General features: G+C 67.9%; 15 protein-coding genes and 1 tRNA gene. 10 read left to right on the top strand and 6 right to left on the bottom strand.

The window, feature by feature from the left end:
- Positions 1 to 294: 294 nt before the first annotated feature.
- The 3 genes from FZ938_RS27030 (at position 295) to FZ938_RS27020 (ending at position 3,340) form a co-directional block, all read left to right on the top strand.
- Positions 295 to 915, top strand: a complete 621-nt coding sequence (locus FZ938_RS27030; protein WP_085091122.1) for a class I SAM-dependent methyltransferase — start codon at positions 295 to 297, stop codon at positions 913 to 915.
- Between the two features lie 255 nt (positions 916 to 1,170).
- Positions 1,171 to 2,028 carry a uroporphyrinogen-III synthase gene (locus tag FZ938_RS27025; protein ID WP_149201371.1) on the top strand — a complete coding sequence of 286 codons (858 nt, stop codon included), beginning with the start codon at positions 1,171 to 1,173 and terminating at the stop codon, positions 2,026 to 2,028.
- A 154-nt stretch (positions 2,029 to 2,182) separates the two neighbouring features.
- Positions 2,183 to 3,340 carry a cytochrome-c peroxidase gene (locus tag FZ938_RS27020; protein WP_149201370.1) on the top strand — a complete coding sequence of 386 codons (1,158 nt, stop codon included), beginning with the start codon at positions 2,183 to 2,185 and terminating at the stop codon, positions 3,338 to 3,340.
- Between the two features lie 38 nt (positions 3,341 to 3,378).
- Here the strand turns inward: FZ938_RS27020 and FZ938_RS27015 are convergent, their stop codons facing one another.
- The 3 genes from FZ938_RS27015 to ccoG all read right to left on the bottom strand — a co-directional run bounded on the left by FZ938_RS27015 (position 3,379) and on the right by ccoG (position 5,969).
- A complete protein-coding gene (locus tag FZ938_RS27015) occupies positions 3,379 to 3,564 on the bottom strand; it encodes a hypothetical protein (protein WP_149201369.1) in 186 nt (61 codons plus the stop codon).
- 177 nt (positions 3,565 to 3,741) lie between these two features.
- The gene (locus FZ938_RS27010; protein WP_149201368.1) at positions 3,742 to 4,299 is read right to left on the bottom strand and encodes a hypothetical protein; all 558 of its coding nucleotides are present in this window, start codon (positions 4,297 to 4,299) and stop codon (positions 3,742 to 3,744) included.
- Between the two features lie 194 nt (positions 4,300 to 4,493).
- Positions 4,494 to 5,969 carry a cytochrome c oxidase accessory protein CcoG gene (ccoG, locus tag FZ938_RS27005; RefSeq protein WP_246457984.1) on the bottom strand — a complete coding sequence of 492 codons (1,476 nt, stop codon included), beginning with the start codon at positions 5,967 to 5,969 and terminating at the stop codon, positions 4,494 to 4,496.
- Between the two features lie 651 nt (positions 5,970 to 6,620).
- Here ccoG and FZ938_RS27000 point away from each other — a divergent pair.
- Positions 6,621 to 8,489, top strand: a complete 1,869-nt coding sequence (locus FZ938_RS27000; RefSeq protein ID WP_149201366.1) for a PAS-domain containing protein — start codon at positions 6,621 to 6,623, stop codon at positions 8,487 to 8,489.
- Between the two features lie 87 nt (positions 8,490 to 8,576).
- On the opposite strand, the gene FZ938_RS26995 is transcribed toward FZ938_RS27000, so the two are convergent.
- Positions 8,577 to 8,662, bottom strand: a tRNA-Tyr gene (locus tag FZ938_RS26995).
- 182 nt (positions 8,663 to 8,844) lie between these two features.
- The gene (locus FZ938_RS26990; RefSeq protein ID WP_149201365.1) at positions 8,845 to 9,711 is read right to left on the bottom strand and encodes a hypothetical protein; all 867 of its coding nucleotides are present in this window, start codon (positions 9,709 to 9,711) and stop codon (positions 8,845 to 8,847) included.
- A 405-nt stretch (positions 9,712 to 10,116) separates the two neighbouring features.
- On the opposite strand from FZ938_RS26990, the gene FZ938_RS26985 reads away from it, so the two are divergent.
- The 5 genes from FZ938_RS26985 (at position 10,117) to FZ938_RS26965 (ending at position 15,244) form a co-directional block, all read left to right on the top strand.
- Positions 10,117 to 11,715: a DegQ family serine endoprotease gene (locus tag FZ938_RS26985; protein WP_149201364.1), complete on the top strand. Its 1,599-nt coding sequence runs from the start codon at positions 10,117 to 10,119 to the stop codon at positions 11,713 to 11,715.
- Positions 11,716 to 11,829: 114 nt separating this feature from the next.
- Entirely contained in the window at positions 11,830 to 12,591 is a 762-nt protein-coding gene (locus FZ938_RS26980; protein WP_149201363.1) for a glycosyltransferase family 2 protein, read from the top strand.
- A 37-nt stretch (positions 12,592 to 12,628) separates the two neighbouring features.
- A complete protein-coding gene (locus FZ938_RS26975) occupies positions 12,629 to 12,964 on the top strand; it encodes a lipid-A-disaccharide synthase N-terminal domain-containing protein (protein WP_149201362.1) in 336 nt (111 codons plus the stop codon).
- Entirely contained in the window at positions 12,961 to 14,667 is a 1,707-nt protein-coding gene (locus FZ938_RS26970; RefSeq protein ID WP_246457982.1) for an ArnT family glycosyltransferase, read from the top strand. Before FZ938_RS26975 ends, FZ938_RS26970 begins: the two co-directional genes overlap by 4 nt.
- A gap of 169 nt (positions 14,668 to 14,836) precedes the next feature.
- Entirely contained in the window at positions 14,837 to 15,244 is a 408-nt protein-coding gene (locus FZ938_RS26965) for a hypothetical protein (RefSeq protein ID WP_149201361.1), read from the top strand.
- 10 nt (positions 15,245 to 15,254) lie between these two features.
- On the opposite strand, the gene FZ938_RS26960 is transcribed toward FZ938_RS26965, so the two are convergent.
- Positions 15,255 to 16,259 carry an ROK family protein gene (locus FZ938_RS26960; protein WP_149201360.1) on the bottom strand — a complete coding sequence of 335 codons (1,005 nt, stop codon included), beginning with the start codon at positions 16,257 to 16,259 and terminating at the stop codon, positions 15,255 to 15,257.
- Between the two features lie 277 nt (positions 16,260 to 16,536).
- On the opposite strand from FZ938_RS26960, the gene FZ938_RS26955 reads away from it, so the two are divergent.
- Positions 16,537 to 17,307 carry a hypothetical protein gene (locus FZ938_RS26955; RefSeq protein WP_246457980.1) on the top strand — a complete coding sequence of 257 codons (771 nt, stop codon included), beginning with the start codon at positions 16,537 to 16,539 and terminating at the stop codon, positions 17,305 to 17,307.
- The last annotated feature ends 474 nt before the right edge of the window (positions 17,308 to 17,781 follow it).

Below are 17,781 nucleotides of genomic sequence, written 5' to 3'. Positions count from 1 at the left end.
TGGGACCGCCGGGGCGACGCTGTCCAGCGCCTTTTCCGGCGGCCGCGAGGGTCGGTAAAGCCGCCGAGGTTCTTGAATGAACGTTCAATCAAAAACACTGGAAAACCTGACGAACACAAATCAACCAAACGGATATGACAAATGAACGGCTCCGCCAGCGGTGACATTGGTCGGCTTCTGTTGTTTGCGTCACTTTCATGGCATGCAAAAGGCGGGTATGGTGCGCCGCTGCCGGCTTGGGCTTGACCTTGCGGCACATGCAGGCAATGGGATCGAAACGGGGGAGACAGGATCATGGACGCCGAATCCATTCGCGCCGCTTATCGCCGCTATGCCGGATTCTACGACCGGGTGTTCGGCGTGCTGCTGGCCTCCGGCCGGCATGCGGCGGTGGAGTGGCTGAACCGCCGCGGCGGCCTGCGCATCCTGGAGGTCGGCGTCGGCACCGGCCTGTCGCTGTCCGACTACCGCAAGGACAACCGCGTCGTCGGCATCGACCTGTCCACTGACATGCTGAAGGTGGCGCAGGAGCGGGTGGAGCGCGAGAAGCTCGACCATGTCGAAGGGCTGCTGGAGATGGATGCCGGCAAGCTGGCCTTCGCCGACGGCAGCTTCGACGTGGTGGTCGCCATGTATGTGATGACCGTCGTCCCCGACCCCCAGGGCACGATGGCGGAGCTGGAGCGCGTCTGCAAACCGGGCGGCGACATCGTCATCGTCAACCATTTCGCCGCCCCGCGCCCCGGCGTCCGCCGCGCGGTGGAGGGCTGGCTGTCGCCGCTTTCGAAGAAGCTCGGCTGGCGGCCCGACTTCACGCTCGACGCGATGATGGCCGGCTCGCGGCTGGCGGTGGAAAGCATCCGCACCCTGCCGCCCTTCGGGCTGTTCAGCCTGCTGCATTGCCGACGGGGGTAGGGGATATGATCCTCGGGAAGGTCGAGGCGTGTTTGGCAAAATCCGCACGGATTTCACGGATTCTGATTTAGCTTGGGGGAATATGGACCCGATCGGGAAGCCGCGGCTTGGGTGAGTGATATCCGTGAAATCCGTGCTTCAATCCGCGAAATCCGTGTTCGAATTTGCCCGCGGAGCCACGCCCATCCCGCGTGACCGCACCCTGTTCCGCCTGATAGTCTGAGCATTACCAAACGCGATCATGGGAGCGGCGATATGGGCGATCAGGGGGCCGAACGGGGCGGCGATCTGGCGGGAAAGCGGATTCTGGTGCCGGAAAGCCGGGACCTCGACCTGTTCGCGGGCATGATGGAGCAGCATGGCGCCGAGACGATCCGCTGCCCGCTGGTCAAGATCCTCGACCTCGACGATCCGGCGCCGGCAAGGCAGTGGCTGGAGCGGCTGCTGACCGAAGGGTTCGACGACATCGTCCTGCTGACCGGTGAAGGTCTGCGGCGGCTTATGACCGTCGCCCGCGCCATGGAGCGCGAGGCGGACATGGTCGCCGCCATCGGCCGGGCGCGCGTCTTCGTGCGTGGGCCGAAGCCGGTGAAGGCGCTGCGCGAGATCGGCTGCGCCCCCTACAAATCCGCCCCGGCCCCGACCACCGACGGCGTCATCGCCATGCTGGGGGAGGAGGACCTCACCGGCCGCCGCGTCGGCATCCAACTCTACCCCGACAACCCGAACGAACCTCTGCTGGAGGCGGTGCGGGCGGGTGGCGGTATTCCGGTGGCGGTGACTCCCTACCGCTACGCCAATGATTCGGAGACCGGCGCCGTTCAGACGGCGATCCGCGACATGGCGGACGGGCGCATCGATTTCGTCGCCTTCACCGCCTCGCCCCAGGTGCGGCGCCTGCATGAGGTGGCGGAGGCCTGCGGCCTCGGCGACGCCTTCCGCCAGGGATTCGCCAGGACACGCATCGCCGCCGTCGGCCCGGTGGTGGCGGAAGCGGTGGAGGCGGCCGGCGGCACCGTCGCGGTTTCTCCGGAATCGACCTTCCACATGAAGCCGCTGGTCAACGCCATCCGCCGGCTGCTGACCGAGGGGGAGGGGAGCAAGCCGGCCTGACCGGCCATCGCCCTTTGCGGGCCAGCGACCTTTCGCCCCACCCTCCTTATGCACGGGCGGATTGATAACGATTCTCACTCTCGATTAACCTTTGACGCTCAGTGTTGGCCCCAGTCGGTTGCCTCAGTCTATGGCCGTTGCCAGGAGCGTCGTCATGTCCGTCCGTCTTTCTCCCCTGTCCCGCCACGCGCTTGCGCTGGCGTTGCTGCTGGCTGGGGGCGGGTCCGCTCTTGCCGCGGATCTGTCGAGCAAGGAGAGGCTGGGGGAGGCGCTGTTTTCCGACACCGCGCTGTCGGCCAACCGCACGCAATCCTGCGCCGACTGCCACAACCCGGATTTCGGTTTCGCCGATCCGCGCACCGGCGGGGCTGGCGGGGCGGCGTCGGTCGGCGACAACGGCAAATCGGTGGGCGACCGCAACGCGCCGATGGCGGCCTATGCGGCCTTCACGCCGGCCTTCCACATCAAGGCGGACGGCAAGGCGATCGGCGGCCAGTTCTGGGACGGCCGCGCCGCGACGCTGAAGGATCAGGCCGGCGGTCCGCCGCTGAACCCGGCGGAGATGGGGCTGACCTCCAAAGAGCAGGCGCGTGAAAGGCTGGCGGAGAATCCCGACTATGCCCGCGCCTTCGTGGCGCTGTACGGCGCCGGGGTGCTGGACGATGCCGGGCGTGCCTATGACGCGATGACCGACAGCATCGCCGCGTTTGAAAAGACCGACCGCTTCGCGCCCTTCGATTCGAAATACGACCGCTATCTGCGCGGCGAGTACAAGATGACGCCGGAGGAGGATCTGGGCATGACCCTGTTCTTCTCCACCCAGTTCACCAACTGCAACCAGTGCCACAAGCTGAAGGCGATGCCGGCCGCCGCCGGGGAGATGTTCACCAATCACGAACATCACAACATCGGCGTGCCGGCCAATGCGGCCCTGCGCGAAGCCTCCGGCAAGCCGGGTTTCGCCGACCGCGGGCTGCACGACAATCCGGCGGCGGCCAAGCCCGCCTATGAGGGGAAGTTCAAGACGCCGACCCTGCGCAATGTCGCGGTGACCGGCCCATACATGCACAATGGAGTCTTCAAGGATCTGGAGACGGTCGTGCGCTTCTACGACCACTACAACAACCGGACGGAAAAGGCCGCGATCAATCCGGAGACCGGCAGGCCCTGGGGACCGCCGGAGGTGGCGGCGAACCTGTCGACGAAGGAACTGGAATCGGCGCCTGCGCTGGACACCCGCCGCGTCAAGGCGCTGGTCGCCTTCATGAAGACGCTGACCGACGCGCGGTACGAACATCTGCTGGCGAAATAGGGCAGCCCCTTTCAGCCGTCCCTTTCCGGCCGCCCTTCTCAGCCGCCGATATCGATGCGGAAGAGTTCCAGGTCCAACAGTTCCATCGACATCCGGCGGCGCCCCGTGGACGTGTGTCGGGCGGCGTTGCGGGACGCCAGCTTGCGGGCCAACGGCTGGCTCAGCCAGGCGGCGCGGGCGCGGTCGATCAGGGCGGTGCAGCGATGGGACAGATTGGCGTTCATGGCGGTCGGGCTCTCTAGCAAGGGATCGGGGTCTGCGGCAGCATGGCTCCTGTGAGCAGTTGCAATAAGAATGTCCCGGCAACGTGACAGTTTCTATCGCCCGAAGGTCTAGTCCCTACGCCATAGGGGTGGGATTCGGCCGATTCCGGCCCGGACTTCGACCAAAGGAGGAGGGCGTCACATCACCAGGCCGACCAGCCGGCGCAGCGCGTCGCGGGCCTCGGCGTCCAGAATCGGCAGGCCGTTGCGGGCCTCCAGCATGTAGGCGCCGGGATCGGCCAGGGTGCGCATGGCGAATCCGGCGACCACCGGCGGCTCGCTGCTGAGCGGCGGCTGGTCGTAGACGGGGGTGAAACTGCAGCCGCCGAGCAGCGCGCGGATCATCAGCGCCTCGTCCGAGGTGGCGCCGGCCGCCGGCGTGTTGATGCCGAACAGCAGCCGCTCCGCCTCCGCGTCGGTCACCAGCCCGCGTTCCAACAGGATGTCGACCATGCCGGAACTGGTCATCACCGGCGCCGCCCGGCCCTTCCAACAGAAGCGGCCGTCGTCCCAGCCGACATCCAGGCTGCGGAAGATCATGTGCGGTTCGCCGCTGCCGGGGGCGCCGGCGACGATGTAGTTGACCCGCAGAAGCCCGTTCCACGCCCCGGCCGGTGCGACGATGCAGGACAGCCCGTTCCGCGTCAGGCGCAGATAGGTGTCGTTGATGCCCGATGGCTCGAAGTCGAAAAGCATGGATGTCTCACCTCGCTGCAGGCCGGCCCGGCGTCGCCGCGGTCCAGCCTTCGTTCGCTTGAGTCAGGTGAGTGGCATGCCAGCTCGCGCAAACTGTCCATGCGGGTGCCCTCCCTTTGCGCAGAAACACGAAAGGCGGTAGGCCGATCCGCCGGCCCCCGCCTTTCGCGCTCGTGCCAAGGAGGAGTCTGAGGCTAGTTCGCCGGACCCATGAAGACGCTGTCGTGGCTGTTCTTCTCGTTCGTTCCGGTATCGGACAACTGGAAGGTCAGCGGCAGCGACGTGGCGGAGACCGCCGTGCGCGGGGCCGTCACATAGACGCGGTAGGTGGCGACGCTGTCCGGTTGGGCGGAGATGGTGGCGGTGTGGGCGGCGGCCTCATCTTCCGCCTCGCCGATCACCTTGATCTCGGCATTGGGCAGGCCGGCGACGCTGAGGGTGTAGGAGCGGTCCTGCCGGGTCTTGTTGGCGACCTTGAAGGTATAGGCGTTGCGGATCGAGCCGTCCGACAGCGTCACGAACAGCGGCGCGCGGTCGCGCAGAACCGTGATGTTCAGGCTGGGGCGCAGCGCGAAGCTCCAGGCCATGGCGCCGCCGATGACCAGCATCAGCAGGGCGTAGACGATGATGCGCGGGCGGATCAGACGCCACTGATAGGTCTTGCCGGAGGCCCGGGTGTCCTGGGCGGCCAGGCTGTCGAAGGCGATCAGGCGGGTGGGCAGCCCCTGCTGGATCATGATGCTGTCGCAGGCGTCGACGCACAGGCCGCAATTGATGCAGTCCGCCTGCTCGCCGGTGCGCACGTCGATTCCCATCGGGCAGACCTGCACGCACTGGCCGCAGTCGATGCAGTCGCCGAAGCCCTGGGCGCGCCGCTCGTCCCAATTCTGCGACTTGCGCTTGGGACCGCGGTTGTCGCCACGGTCGGCCTGATAGGTGACGACCAGCGAATGTTCGTCCAACATCGCGGTCTGGATCCGCGGCCACGGGCACATGTACATGCACATCTGCTCGCGCGCCCATCCGGCCATCACATAGGTCATGCCGACGAAGATGGCGAAGAAGGACACCGCCTCATAGCTGGCCTGGAAGGTGAACAGGTCATGCAACAGGGCCGGGGCGTCGGTGAAATAGGCGAGGAAGCCGAAGCCGGTGACGAGGCTGAGCGTCAGCCAGCCCGCATGCTTGCCGGCCTTGCGCAGGGCCTTGCGCGCCGTCCAGGGCTGCTTTTCCATGCGGATGCGTTCCGCCCGGTCGCCTTCGAAGATGCGCTCGATCCAGACGAACAGGTCGGTCCACACCGTGTGCGGACAGGCGAAGCCGCACCACACGCGGCCGGCCAGCGCCGTCGCCAGGAACAGCCCCAGCGCCGCGACGATCAGCAGGCCGGTGAGATAATAGATTTCCTGCGGCCAGATCTCGATCCAGAACAGGAAGAATCGGGGCGTGGTCAGGTCGAACAGCACCGCCTGGGCGGGCGCGTCGGGACCGCGTTCCCACCGGATCCAGGGAGCGATGAAGAACAGCGCCAGAAGAACGGAGAAGGTGACCGTCTTCAGGCGGCGATAGAGGCCCTTGACCGCCTTCGGATGGATCGTCTTATGGCTTTCGTACAGCGGGACCTTGGCGGGTTGGGCTGCGCCCTGCTGAACGATGCTTCCGTCTGGCATGTCGATGCGCCTGATTTCCGGTTCCACGTTGGCGCGGAGCATATTCGACCACCAGTGCGGCGTGTTTGACCTCTGTCAAACAATGCCGATATTCCGAAAAGCCATTCAAGATCTAAGGCTTTTCACCGGTTCGAGGGATCCGCGTTCCGGGGTCCGTTAATACTGTGGCGGGCGGCCGATCCACAAGCTGATTATTGTTCGGCAAGAAAGGTCTCACGCACAATACTGATGCTATACTGTAAAGTAGTGCAACAATCAGCATAACGTACCGTCGAGGTGTGCCGCCGGCCGCCGGCCGGGCACAAGCTTGGACCGGGCGGGAAAAATCGTCGCGGCGGCCGGCGCCGCCAGGAACGGGATGCCACGGGCCGCAGCATCCGCCTTCGCGCAAATCCTTATCTTAGACAACGACTTGGCCGCCACGCGCCCTGGACAGGCGCAGGATTAGGCTGCACTGTCTCGTAAAACCAACCCGTCTCCCGGCCGGGTCCGGCGCCGGCAGGTGCGGAATGACGCTTGCCCGTCAACCGTCAAGAGACAAGAATGCGATCGCGGGTCACGCCGCGTGTCCTGCCGCCGGTTTTCTCCCGTCGGTTGGGGTGCCGGTCGTGGGTTCAACCCGCTGGTTCAGCGGAGGGAGTAGGCACGGGCATGGGGGAGACCGGGTTCGCCCGCTTTGACGCCGACGAACGCCTGGTATGGGCCAATGCCGCCTTCGCGGCCCGGTTCGCCGTGCCGGCCGATGCGACACTGGTGGGGCTGTTCGACGGACTGCTGGGTTGTGCCGCCATTGCCGACTTGCGCCGCGGCTGTCCATTGACGCGGGGGCTTCCCGACGGCAGCGCGGTGACCCTGGCGCTGGGGGCCGGCGGGCCGGGCGAATGGCTGCTGACGGCGATCGATGCGGCGGCGGCACCGGCCGAGCAGGAACCCTGGGCGAAGACCAGTTCGGTGCTGGACTGCCTCAGCCAGGGGGTGATGGCCTTCGACCATGACCTGCGGCTGGTCGCCTGGAACCGGCGCGTGCTCGAATTGCTCTACATCGATCCCGGATTCCCGCGCTATGCCCAGCCCTATGAGGCGGTGGTCCGCCACATCGCGGAGCAGGGCGGCTATGGCCGCGGCGAAGTCGACGATCTGGTGGCGCAGCGGCTGGACTATATCCGCAAGGCCTCCTGGCCCTTTTACAACGAGCGGGTGCGGCCCGACGGCGTCGTCATCGAAACGGTGACCCTGCCGCTGCCCGACGGCGGATTCGTCACCACCTACACCGACATCACCCAGCGCAAGCAGGCCGAGCGCGAGGTCGCCTCCAGCCGGGAACTGCTGGAACTGGCGATCCGGGCGGCGCGCGAGGGCATCTCGAAATGGGATCTCCGCACCGGCGAGGTGTGGTTCTCCCCGCAATGGTGGGGGCTGCTGGGCTATTCCGAGGCGGAGATGGACAACAGCCGCCGCCGCTGGGAGGAACTGATCCACGTCGATGATCTCGGCGCCGCGCTGGAGTTGGAGCGGGATCTGGCGGCCGGCCGGCGGTCGGAAGGCCGGCTGCTGCAGCGCTTCCATCACCGCTCGGGCGCCACGGTCTTCCTGGAGACGCGAACGCTCGCCGTGGCGGGCGGCGACGGCAAGCCCTTCCGCATCGTCGGGTCCCACACCGATGTCACCGAGAGCGTGCGCGCGGCCGAAGCCGTGCGCGCCGCCAAGGAGGAAGCCGAACGCGCCCTGCAGGACCTGAAGGAGGCGCAGGTCCAACTGATCCAGGCGGAGAAGATGGCGGCACTGGGCTCTCTGGTGGCCGGGGTGACGCACGAGATCAACACGCCGGTTGGCATCGCCCTGACCGGTGCCTCGCTGCTGGCGGAGAAGACCCGCGCGCTGCGGCACCTGTTCGAGGCCGGTGCGCTGCGGCGCGGCGATTTCGCCGAGTTCATCGACATCGCCGACGAGGCGACGCAGCTGATGCTGCTGAACATCGAGCGCGCCACCCGATTGATCCAGAGCTTCAAGCAGATCGCCGTCGATCAGGCGAGCGAGGAACGCCGCGTCTTCGAATTGAACAACTACATCCACGAAGTTCTGCGCAGCCTGGGCATGCGCATCCGCCGCAGTGGGCATACGGTTGCCGTCCATTGCCCGGAGGATCTGACGATCGACAGCTATCCGGGGGCGTTCAGCCAGATCCTGACCAACTTCGTCATCAACTCCCTTCTGCACGGATACGATCCGGGGGTGCGCGGCCGGCTGACGGTGACGGTCACGGCGAAGGACGGAGAGGTGGAGCTGGTCTATGCCGACGACGGACGCGGCATTCCGGCGGAGCTGCACGGCAAGGTATTCGAGCCCTTCTTCACGACCAGCCGCGACCGCGGCGGCAGTGGGCTGGGGCTGAACATCGTCTATACGCTGGTCATGCGGACCCTGCGCGGCCGGCTGCGGCTGGATAGCGCGCCGGGGGCAGGGACCGCCTTCACGCTGCGCTTCCCGCGCGTTACGCCTGCCGAACCGCTGCCGCTCTAAGCGGAAGACTTTGAAACAGATGATGAGGGGAAATCCGGCATTCGCGAGGGCCGTTCCGTTCGCCGGACGCTCTCGATCTGAATGCGATGGTGGAAGGGGCTGGATTCGAACCAGCGTACGCTAACGCGGGCAGATTTACAGTCTGCTGCCTTTAACCACTCGGCCACCCTTCCATCGGGGCGCAGAGGATTAGCCTTTCGATCGGGGGGCCGTCAAGCCCCTTTTGCGTCGATGGCGCAAGCGGAGACGCGGCCATGAAAAGCGGCCATGAAAAAACCTCCGCCCCGATCGGGGCGGAGGTTTTCCAGGCGGATTTTCAAAGGGGGCTTTTTCAAACCCGCTTTTCAAAGACCGCTCAGTTCGGGCGACGCGAAGCCCGGTGCGCGGGGATCGGGATCGGACGGATCGCCTGTTCCTCGCGACGGCTGGCCGACATGTCGATCTCCACGCGGGCCAGGGCCTTGCGCAGTTCGTGCACGGTTTCGGACAGGGACTGGATCGTCGCCTCGCTCGGCTGCTGACGCCAGCCGCGATAGGCGGAAATGCAGGCCTTGGCGGTGTCGCGCAGACGGCCTTCCACCGCATCCACCGGCGGCGTCGGCTGGCCGGGGGCACGCGGGGCCTCCGGCGCGGCGGACGTCTGGGCGGGAGCAGGGGCGGCAACCGGAGCCGGCGCGGGAGCCGCGGCGGACTCCGGCCGGTTCAGACGCAGCGTTTCCGTCGGAGCCGGCGCGGGAGCGGCAGCCGGCGTCTCGGCCGAAGCCTGCTCGGCCGCCGGTTCCGTCCGCGGGGCGCGGGTCAGGGTGGTGCGGCCGGTTCGGCCGGCGGCGCGGCGCGGTTCGGCCGGGGTTTCGGACTCCGCGGCGGCGGGAGAGGCGGGCGCCGGCGTCGCGGCCGGCGCTTCCGGAACCGCCGGGGTCACCGTAACCGGCGCCTCGCCAACCGTCTCCGGAGCTGCGGAAGAGGTGCCGTCGGCGGCCTGCGCCTCGTCCTGCATCCCTTCGGCGCCGGCATCACCATGAGCGGCATCGCCCTGGCCGCTCGCGGCCTCCGCCTTCTTGATGATGTAGGAGATGGCGCTGGGCGTGCATTCGAATTCGCGCGCAATTGCCGAAAGGGTTGCGCCGCTGCGGTAACGTTCAAGAATTTGGGGCCACGCCGACTGCGGAATGCGCCCACGCTTCTTGGGAGACTCCGGTTCGCTCCCGGTTTCTGCGTTCATTATATCGCTCGGTTGCCAAAGTGAATTTTCAGTCATTCGTCAGCATGTCTACCCGGACCGCACGCTTCAGACGCGGGACCACGCGGGCGCGTGCGTCAGCAGCATCGAGGCTTCACGCTGGCGGGCGATGTTTTCGGTATGGACGACTATCGGAAACTCTTCTCAAAAATGCCAGCATAACTTTGCACGGAATCGTGATTTTGTATCCGGTGTCACAACAGCGTACGACGCTTGGTGGAGGCCGGGGATTTTAAAATACGCGGGCGACCGTAAACCCTCGGTCGCAGCATCCGGCCTTCGGCATCTTTCGATTGCCGACTTTTGAAAAGTGCGATGGACCCCGGACGGGGGGTGGCGTGTTTTCAGTTGCAGTACAGCCCCAACCGTTTTTTGCGGAGACCGTCCATGCCGCATGCGTCCGTGCCGCGATCCTATCCGATCTTCCGACGCCTTCCGGCCGCGGCGCTGTGCGCGCTGCTGTACGGCGCGGTCCTTTTGCCGGTGCTGCCCGCGGCTGCGCAGGATGCCTCCGCCGCCGCGCAGCCGGGGGCGAGCAGGACCTATGCGCCGCCGTCCTTCCGCGACCTCGCCCGGACGCAGATCGACACGGTCGTCAACATCTCCAGCACCCAGGCGCCCCAGGCCTCGGCCGGCGGCGGCCGGTTGCCGGAGGGGCTGGACCTGCCTCCGGGATCCCCGCTGGAGGAGTTCTTCCGCGAATTCCGCAAGCGCCAGAGGGGAGGGCAGGGAGACGCCCCGCCCGACGGCGCGCCGAACGGCAGCCCGCAGGGCCTGCCGAGCATGGCGCTCGGCTCCGGCTTCATCATCGATCCGTCGGGCCTGATTGTCACCAACAGCCATGTGGTGGCCGACGCGGCGGAGATCGCCGTCACCCTGCATGACGGGACCAAGCTGCCGGCGAAGCTGGTGGGGTCCGACGCCCCGACCGACCTTGCGCTCCTGAAGGTCGAAAGCGGCAAGCCGCTGACCGCCGCCCATTGGGGCGACAGCAATTCCGTGGAGGTCGGCGACTGGGTGGTCGCCATCGGCAATCCCTTCGGTCTCGGCGGGTCGGTGACCGCCGGCATCCTGTCGGCCCGTGCCCGCGACATCCAGCAGGGGCCCTACGACGAATATCTGCAGACCGACGCCGCCATCAACCGCGGCAATTCCGGCGGCCCGCTCTATGATGCCAGCGGCGCCGTGATCGGCATCAACACCGCCATCTATTCGCCGACCGGCGGGTCGGTCGGCATCGGCTTCGCCATTCCGTCCTCGCTGGCCCAGCCGATCATCGACCAGTTGAAAGACGGCGGAAAGGTGCGGCGCGGCTGGCTGGGCGTCCAGGTCCAGCGCGTGACGCCGGACATCGCCGAGAGCCTGGGCGTGGCCGGCACCGGCGGCGCCCTGGTCACCAGCGTGTCGCCCGACAGCCCGGCCGCGTCGGCCGGCCTGCGCCAGGGCGACGTCATCACCGCCTTCAACGGCGATCCGCTGGAACAGATGCGCCAGTTGCCCCGCATCGTCGCCTCCACCGGGATCGGCAGCACCGTTCCGATGACCCTGCTGCGCGGCGGCAAGGAGGAAACGGTCCAGGTGACGATCGGCGAACTGCGCAACGAGCCGCAGCAGGTGGCGCTGTCCGGATCCAGCGGCACCCCCCGCTCCGCCCAGCCGGAGGAGAGCAAGTCGGCGCTGGGCCTCAAGCTCGCTCCGCTGACCCCCGGCCTGCGTCAGACCTTCTCCATCGCCGACGATGTCGACGGGTTGGTGGTGACGGAGGTCGACCGCGACAGCGCCGCGTCCCAGCGCGGGCTCGACCTCGGCGACGTCATCGTCGAAGCGGGACAGGAGCCGGTGGCGACCCCCGCCGACCTTGAATCCCGCATCGCCAAGGCGAAGGAGGACGGGCGCAAGACCCTGCTGATGCTGGTCAGCCGCGGCGGCGACCTGCGCTATGTCCCGCTTCCGCTGCCCCCCACAGCCAATGGCCGGAAGGGGTAATCCGGCCGCTGCGGAACCGGATCGGACGGCAGCGGGGACCTGCCCCGCTTCCGTCTCATCCTTTTCCGCTACCGTTCGCCGCGCCGCGAGAGTAATTTGCCGCCCGTTTGGCGAATGGGATGGCAAACCGTGAGCATTTATCCGGAGAACGGCCAGCCGGTGCGGCTGTCGGTCGTTGTCCCCGTTTTCAACGAGGCCGAGAACGTGCTGCCCCTGCTCGAAGAGATCGAGCGGGCACTGACTCCGGTCGGCGGTTTCGAGATCATCTTCGTCGACGACCAGTCGGACGACGATACCCAGGCGCGCCTCGCCGCGGCGGTGGAGGCCGGCCGGCTGCGCGTGCTGCGCCATGTCCGACGCTCCGGCCAGAGCGCGGCGGTGCGCAGCGGCGTCAAGGCGGCGCGCGGCGAGTTCGTCGTGACGCTGGACGGCGACGGCCAGAACGACCCGGCCGACATTCCGGCGCTGTTCGCCCTGGTTTCGACCGGGGAAGCCGGGGCGCCGGTTCTGGTCGGCGGCCTGCGCCGGAAACGGCAGGACACGCTGTCCAAGCGCTGGGCCTCCAGGATCGCCAATGCCGTCCGCCAGTCCTTCCTGCAGGACGGCTGCACCGACAGCGGCTGCGGACTGAAGCTGTTCCGTCGCGACGCCTTCCTCGACCTGCCTTTCTTCGGGGCGATGCACCGCTTCCTGCCGGCGCTGTTCCGCGCCCACGGCCATCCGGTGGCTTATGTGCCGGTGAACCATCGCCCGCGCGAGCGCGGCGTGTCGAAATACAACAATTGGCGGCGCGGGCTGATCGGCGTGGTCGATCTGCTGGGCGTTTACTGGCTGAAGCGGCGGACGAAGCTGTCCCCGGTCTCCGAACGCCTCTGACCGACTTTCACCGACCCTTTCGGGACAGGATTTTACGATGCTTGAGCGCGCCGCAGCGTGGTTCCAGGGGCAAAGCACCACCGATCTGGTTTGGGTCGGGGTCGGCGTCTTCGCGCAGATCATGTTCACCATGCGCTTCCTCGTGCAGTGGATCGCCAGTGAAAAGGCGCGCCGCAGCGTGGTGCCGGAACTGTTCTGGTACTTCTCGCTGGGCGGCGGTGTTCTGCTGTTCGCCTATGCCTTCTACCGCTTCGACCCGGTCTTCATGCTGGGGCAGGGCATGGGTCTGGTGATCTACGCCCGCAACGTCTATTTCGTCTGGAGCCACAAGAAGTCGCAGGCCGCCGACGGCGCGGTGCCGAGCAAATCGTGACCGCAATTTCCCCGCAGCCCAGCCGTCTGCCGACCAGCCATCTTCCGATCTGGGCCTACGCACTGCTGGCGCTGCTCGCCGCGGCGCTGTTCCTGCCCGGCTTCACCGTGCTGCCGCCCTTCGACCGCGACGAGGCGCGCTTCGCCCAGGCATCCTCCCAGATGCTGGACAGCGGCAACTTCGTCGACATCCGCTTCCAGGACGAGACCCGCTACAAGAAGCCGGTCGGCATCTACTGGCTGCAGAGTGCCGCCACCGCGGCGGCCGATGCGCTGCGCGGACTCCCGGTCGGGGCCGGGAAGGTCATCTGGACCTACCGCATCCCCTCCTTCCTGGGTGCGATCTTCGCGGTTCTAGCCAGTGCCTGGACGGCGGCGCGGCTGTTCGGCGGCCCGGCCGGCTTCATCGCCGGGCTGATGATGGCGTCCTGCGTCGTGCTGGGGGTCGAGGCGCGGATGGCCAAGACCGACGCCGTCCTGCTCGCCACCGTGGTGATCGGGCAGGCAGCGCTCGCCCATCTCTATCTCGGCCGCCGCGATCCGGTTCCCGCCGGACGGGCCGCCTGGACGGTGCCGCTGGTCTTCTGGATCGCCGCCGGCGTCGGCGTGCTGGTCAAGGGGCCGATGGTCCTGCTGGTGTCCGGCACCACCGCGCTGGTTCTGGCGCTGTGGGACCGCGAGGCCGGGTGGCTGAAGCGGTTGAAGCCGCTGGCCGGGCTCGGCATCGTCGTCGCCATCGCCGCCCCCTGGCTGATCGCCATCGCCATCAAGAGCAAGGGCGCCTTCTTCGCCGAATCCGTCGGCCACGACATGCTGGGCAAGGTGTCGGGCGGGCAGGAGGGCAAGGGGCTGCCCCCCGGCTATTATCTCGGCACCTTCTGGGTGACTTTCGCACCCTGGTCGCTGCTGGCTCTGCTGGCGGTTCCCTGGGTGTGGGTCCGGCGCCGGCTGGACGCGGTGCGCTTCTGCATCGCCTGGATCGTCCCGAGCTGGCTGGTGTTCGAGGCGGTGCCGACCAAGCTCCTCCACTATACCCTGCCGGTCTTCCCGGCCATCGCGGCCCTGGCCGCCGCGGCCCTGATCGACAATTTCGACCGCAGCCGCGACCGGCCGCGCCGCTGGCTGGTCGCCGCCGCGGTGGCGCTGGGCGTGATCGGATTCGGTGCCCTGATCCTCGCCGTCGCCGTGATCCCCTGGCTGGTCGACCGCCGGATCGATCCGGTCGGGGTGGCGCTGGTGCCGGCGGTGGGCGGCCTCTTCGCCCTCGCCCTGCGCTCGCTTCTGCGGGGCGAGCGGCGGACCGGGCTGGCCGCCGGGGTCGGCGCCGCGGCGCTTCTCTATGCCGGGACCTATGCCGTCGTGCTGCCGAACATCGACGGCGTGTGGGTCAGCCGGCAGGCCGCCCGCGCGGTGGAGCAGGTCCGCCCCTGTCCGGACAGCGTGGTGGCTACCGCCGGCTATTCGGAGCCGAGTTTGGTCTTCCTGCTCGGCGCGCCGACCAAGCTGGTCCATGGCGCCGGTGCGGCGGCGCATCTGACGGCCGACCGCGCCTGCGGGCTGGCCCTGGTGGAGGACCGGGAGGCGCCGGCCTTCCTCGACAGTCTGGGCACGGCAACGCCGCTGCCGCTGGCGGAGTTGTCGGGCTTCAACTACAACACCGGCAAGCGCCTGCATCTGACGCTCTACCGGCTGCCGGCGCAGTAACCCGCCTCCCGGCCTGTATCGGCCGGCCTGTATCGGAAGGGCGGGGTGCTGCTCCGCTTGGGGATGCCGCGACCGGGGTGGGTAACGCGCCTCCGCATTGGACGGCGCGGGCGCTTTCCGCTCGACTGACCCTTCCGATCCGTTTTTCCGGACGAAAGGCGCCTGTTCGATGACCCGCGTTGCCTCCTCTGCCGAAACCGCCGTCAAGTTCGCCATCTCCGCCGTGGCCGCCACGCTGGCGATGGTGACGCTGTCGCTGCCGGCCCATGCCCAGAAGCAGGAATATGCGCCCTGGGTGTATGACCAGATGGTCCCGACCGGCCCGCTCCTGCGCAACATGGATCAGGCGCAGCCGATCCCCGGCCCGGCCCCGTCCCATTGGGGGGCGATCAAGGCGGGCAAGGACCGTGCCGGTATGACGCGTTACGGCACCGACGTGAAGCAGACGAACCGGCATTATTCTGCCTCCCACTCACTGACGCCGCCGCCGGTGGACCCTGCCGCGGCCCGGCGCGGGGCGGCTCCGCCGCGCAGCGCCGATGCCCCGCCGGCTCCGCGGACCGCGCGGACCGACTAAGCCCTTTCGGTCAGGTCCCGTCCGGCAACTCTCCGGGCCGCCACAGCCATGCTGCGCCGCGCACGCCACTGGAATCGCCGTGGCGGGCGCGGCGCACCGGCGTGTCCAGACGGTCGCTGAAGGCCCAGGGCTGCATCGCCGCCGGCAGCCGCTCGTACAGCAGCTCCGCATTCGACAGGCCGCCTCCCAGCACGATGACGTCGGGGTCCAGCAGGTTGGCGACCGCCGCCAGACCACGGGCGAGCCGGCCGACCAGCCGGTCCGCGGTCGCCCTGCATCCGTTGTCGGCGGCGGTCTGATCGGCTGCGCGGGCGAGGATCGTCGCGGCGTCGAGCCTTTCGCCGGTCGCGGCGAGATGGTCCGCCGCCACAGCGGGTCCGGACACGAAGGTCTCCAGGCAGCCGTGCCTGCCGCAATAGCAGGCCGGTCCCGGCCGCTCGGCATCGGTCGGCCAGGGCAGCGGGTTGTGCCCCCATTCCCCGGCGATGGCGTTGCGTCCACCCAGCACCCGGCCATGCACGACGATGCCGGCGCCGCAGCCGGTGCCGAGGATCGCCGCGAACACCACGTCGCAACCGGCCCCGGCGCCGTCGGTCGCCTCCGACACCGCCAGGCAGTTGGCGTCATTCTCGATCCGCACCGGCCGGCCGAGCGCCTGGATCAGGTCGCGCGTGAAATCGCGCCCGATCAGCCAAGTGGAGTTGGCGTTCTTGACCAGCCCGGTCGCCGGAGAGATGGCGCCCGGAATGCCGAGCCCGACCGTCGCCTTGCGCCCGCCGGGGATTTCGCCCTCCAGGCGGGCGACCAGATCGCGGATGGTCGCGACCGTTCCGTCGTAATTTCCCTTCGGTGTGGGAACTCTGTGGCGCGCCAACTGGTTTCCCTGTCGGTCGAGCAGGATGCCCTCGGTCTTGGTCCCGCCCAGGTCGATGCCGATGCGGTGCCCGCTCGCAAAGTCTGTTCCTGGCCCGGTTCCGAACCCCGTTCCGGCCGATTGCGATCCGGTGGCTGCCATGCCCTGTCACCTGCCCGACTGTCCTGCGTACATCCATAGCGTCGCCGGACCCGACCCGTCCAGCGGCGGGCGCCGCCCCTGCCCGGAGGGGCATGACCCTGTCGCCGAGAGCCGCCCGGACCTGCGTTGCCTCTCCGCCGCGGTGATGGGACAAAACGCAAGCGGCGGGCAAATCCCATTGACCAGCCCGGGCGTTCGGGTAGAAGGTCGCCGACTGTCGGGCGCCGTCCATCTCCGCCCGAACCCGTCCTATCGTACCGCGCCACCGGAGCCCCTGATGAGTCGCCAGCGCGCCGCCCTCCGCCTTTCCCTGAAAGCCCTGACCGGCGCCGCCGTCCTCGGCGCGCTGCTCGCCCTGCCCGCGCCCACGAGTGCCGCCGCCAAGGAGGCTGCGAAGCCGCCGGCGAAGGCGGCCGCCGCGAAGGCGCACCCGGCCAAGTCGAGCGGCCCGGCCACGCCCGCCTGCTACAACCGCGCCGAATATGCGGCCGAGCAGATGATGCGCCTGCACACCGAGATGATGATCGTCGGCCTGACCTGCCGCACGGTCGTGCCGGACAAGAAGCCCTTCGACCTGTACCAGGACTTCTCGGTCAAGAACCGCGCCATGCTGTCCAACTCGGAAGCGTCGCTGATCTCCTTCTACAAGCGGTCGGGCGGCGGCAACGCCACGCGCCAGTTCGACATGTTCCGGACGGAGCTGGCGAACGAGATCAGCCGCCGCGCCGCCACCATCGGCATCCCGCAATACTGCGCCAACTTCGTCGATCGTTCGGTCGCCGCCAAGGACCTGACGCCCGACGACCTGCGCACCCTGACGACCGACGAAAAGGGCGCCGGCCTGATGCATCTGGCCAGCCGTCCGCTCTGCGACGTGAAGACGGTCAGCAATCCGGATCCCGTCTTCGCTGTCGCTTCAGCCACGCCCGCCCCGGCGGCGCCCAAGGCCACGACCGCGAAGGCGAAGCCGGCCAAGGCCGCCGCTCCGGCGAAGCCGAAGCAGAAGGTCGCCGCCGCCCCGGCCAAGCAGTCGGTCGCCGTGCGCTGACGCGTCTGCGGTCCGTACCGTCTGCAAAAGCGCCCTGCCGACACCCGTCGGCAGGGCGTTTCGCGTTCTCGGCCTTCACCCCAAGCTGACGACGCATGCGGACAGCACAAATCTGTCTTGCAAAAATCCGTCAGGCTGGTACTACCGAAAAGGTCAGGAGGAGCACCTGCCCGACGGCCCGGCCGGATTGCAGGAGCATCCCCCGAACAGGAAAAATCATGGTCCGTCAGACCAGTAGGCGGAACTCCCGATGAAACGGCATTCCGTTTGGTGACTGGACGGGCTGCACCAGACAGGGGGCTGCTGTTGCGAGACCGGTGTGCCGAGTGTGCCCGTGCCGCCGCACCCTGCCTTTGCGCCGCGCTGAAGGTGGGATGAGGACATGGACTATTTTCTCCAGCAATTGATCAACGGCTTGTCGCTTGGGGCGATCTACGGCCTGATCGCGATCGGCTACACGATGGTGTACGGCAT

The organism is Azospirillum oryzae (assembly GCF_008364795.1).
In the GTDB taxonomy this organism is placed as follows: domain Bacteria; phylum Pseudomonadota; class Alphaproteobacteria; order Azospirillales; family Azospirillaceae; genus Azospirillum; species Azospirillum oryzae.
This window is presented reverse-complemented; position numbering and strand designations above follow the sequence as displayed.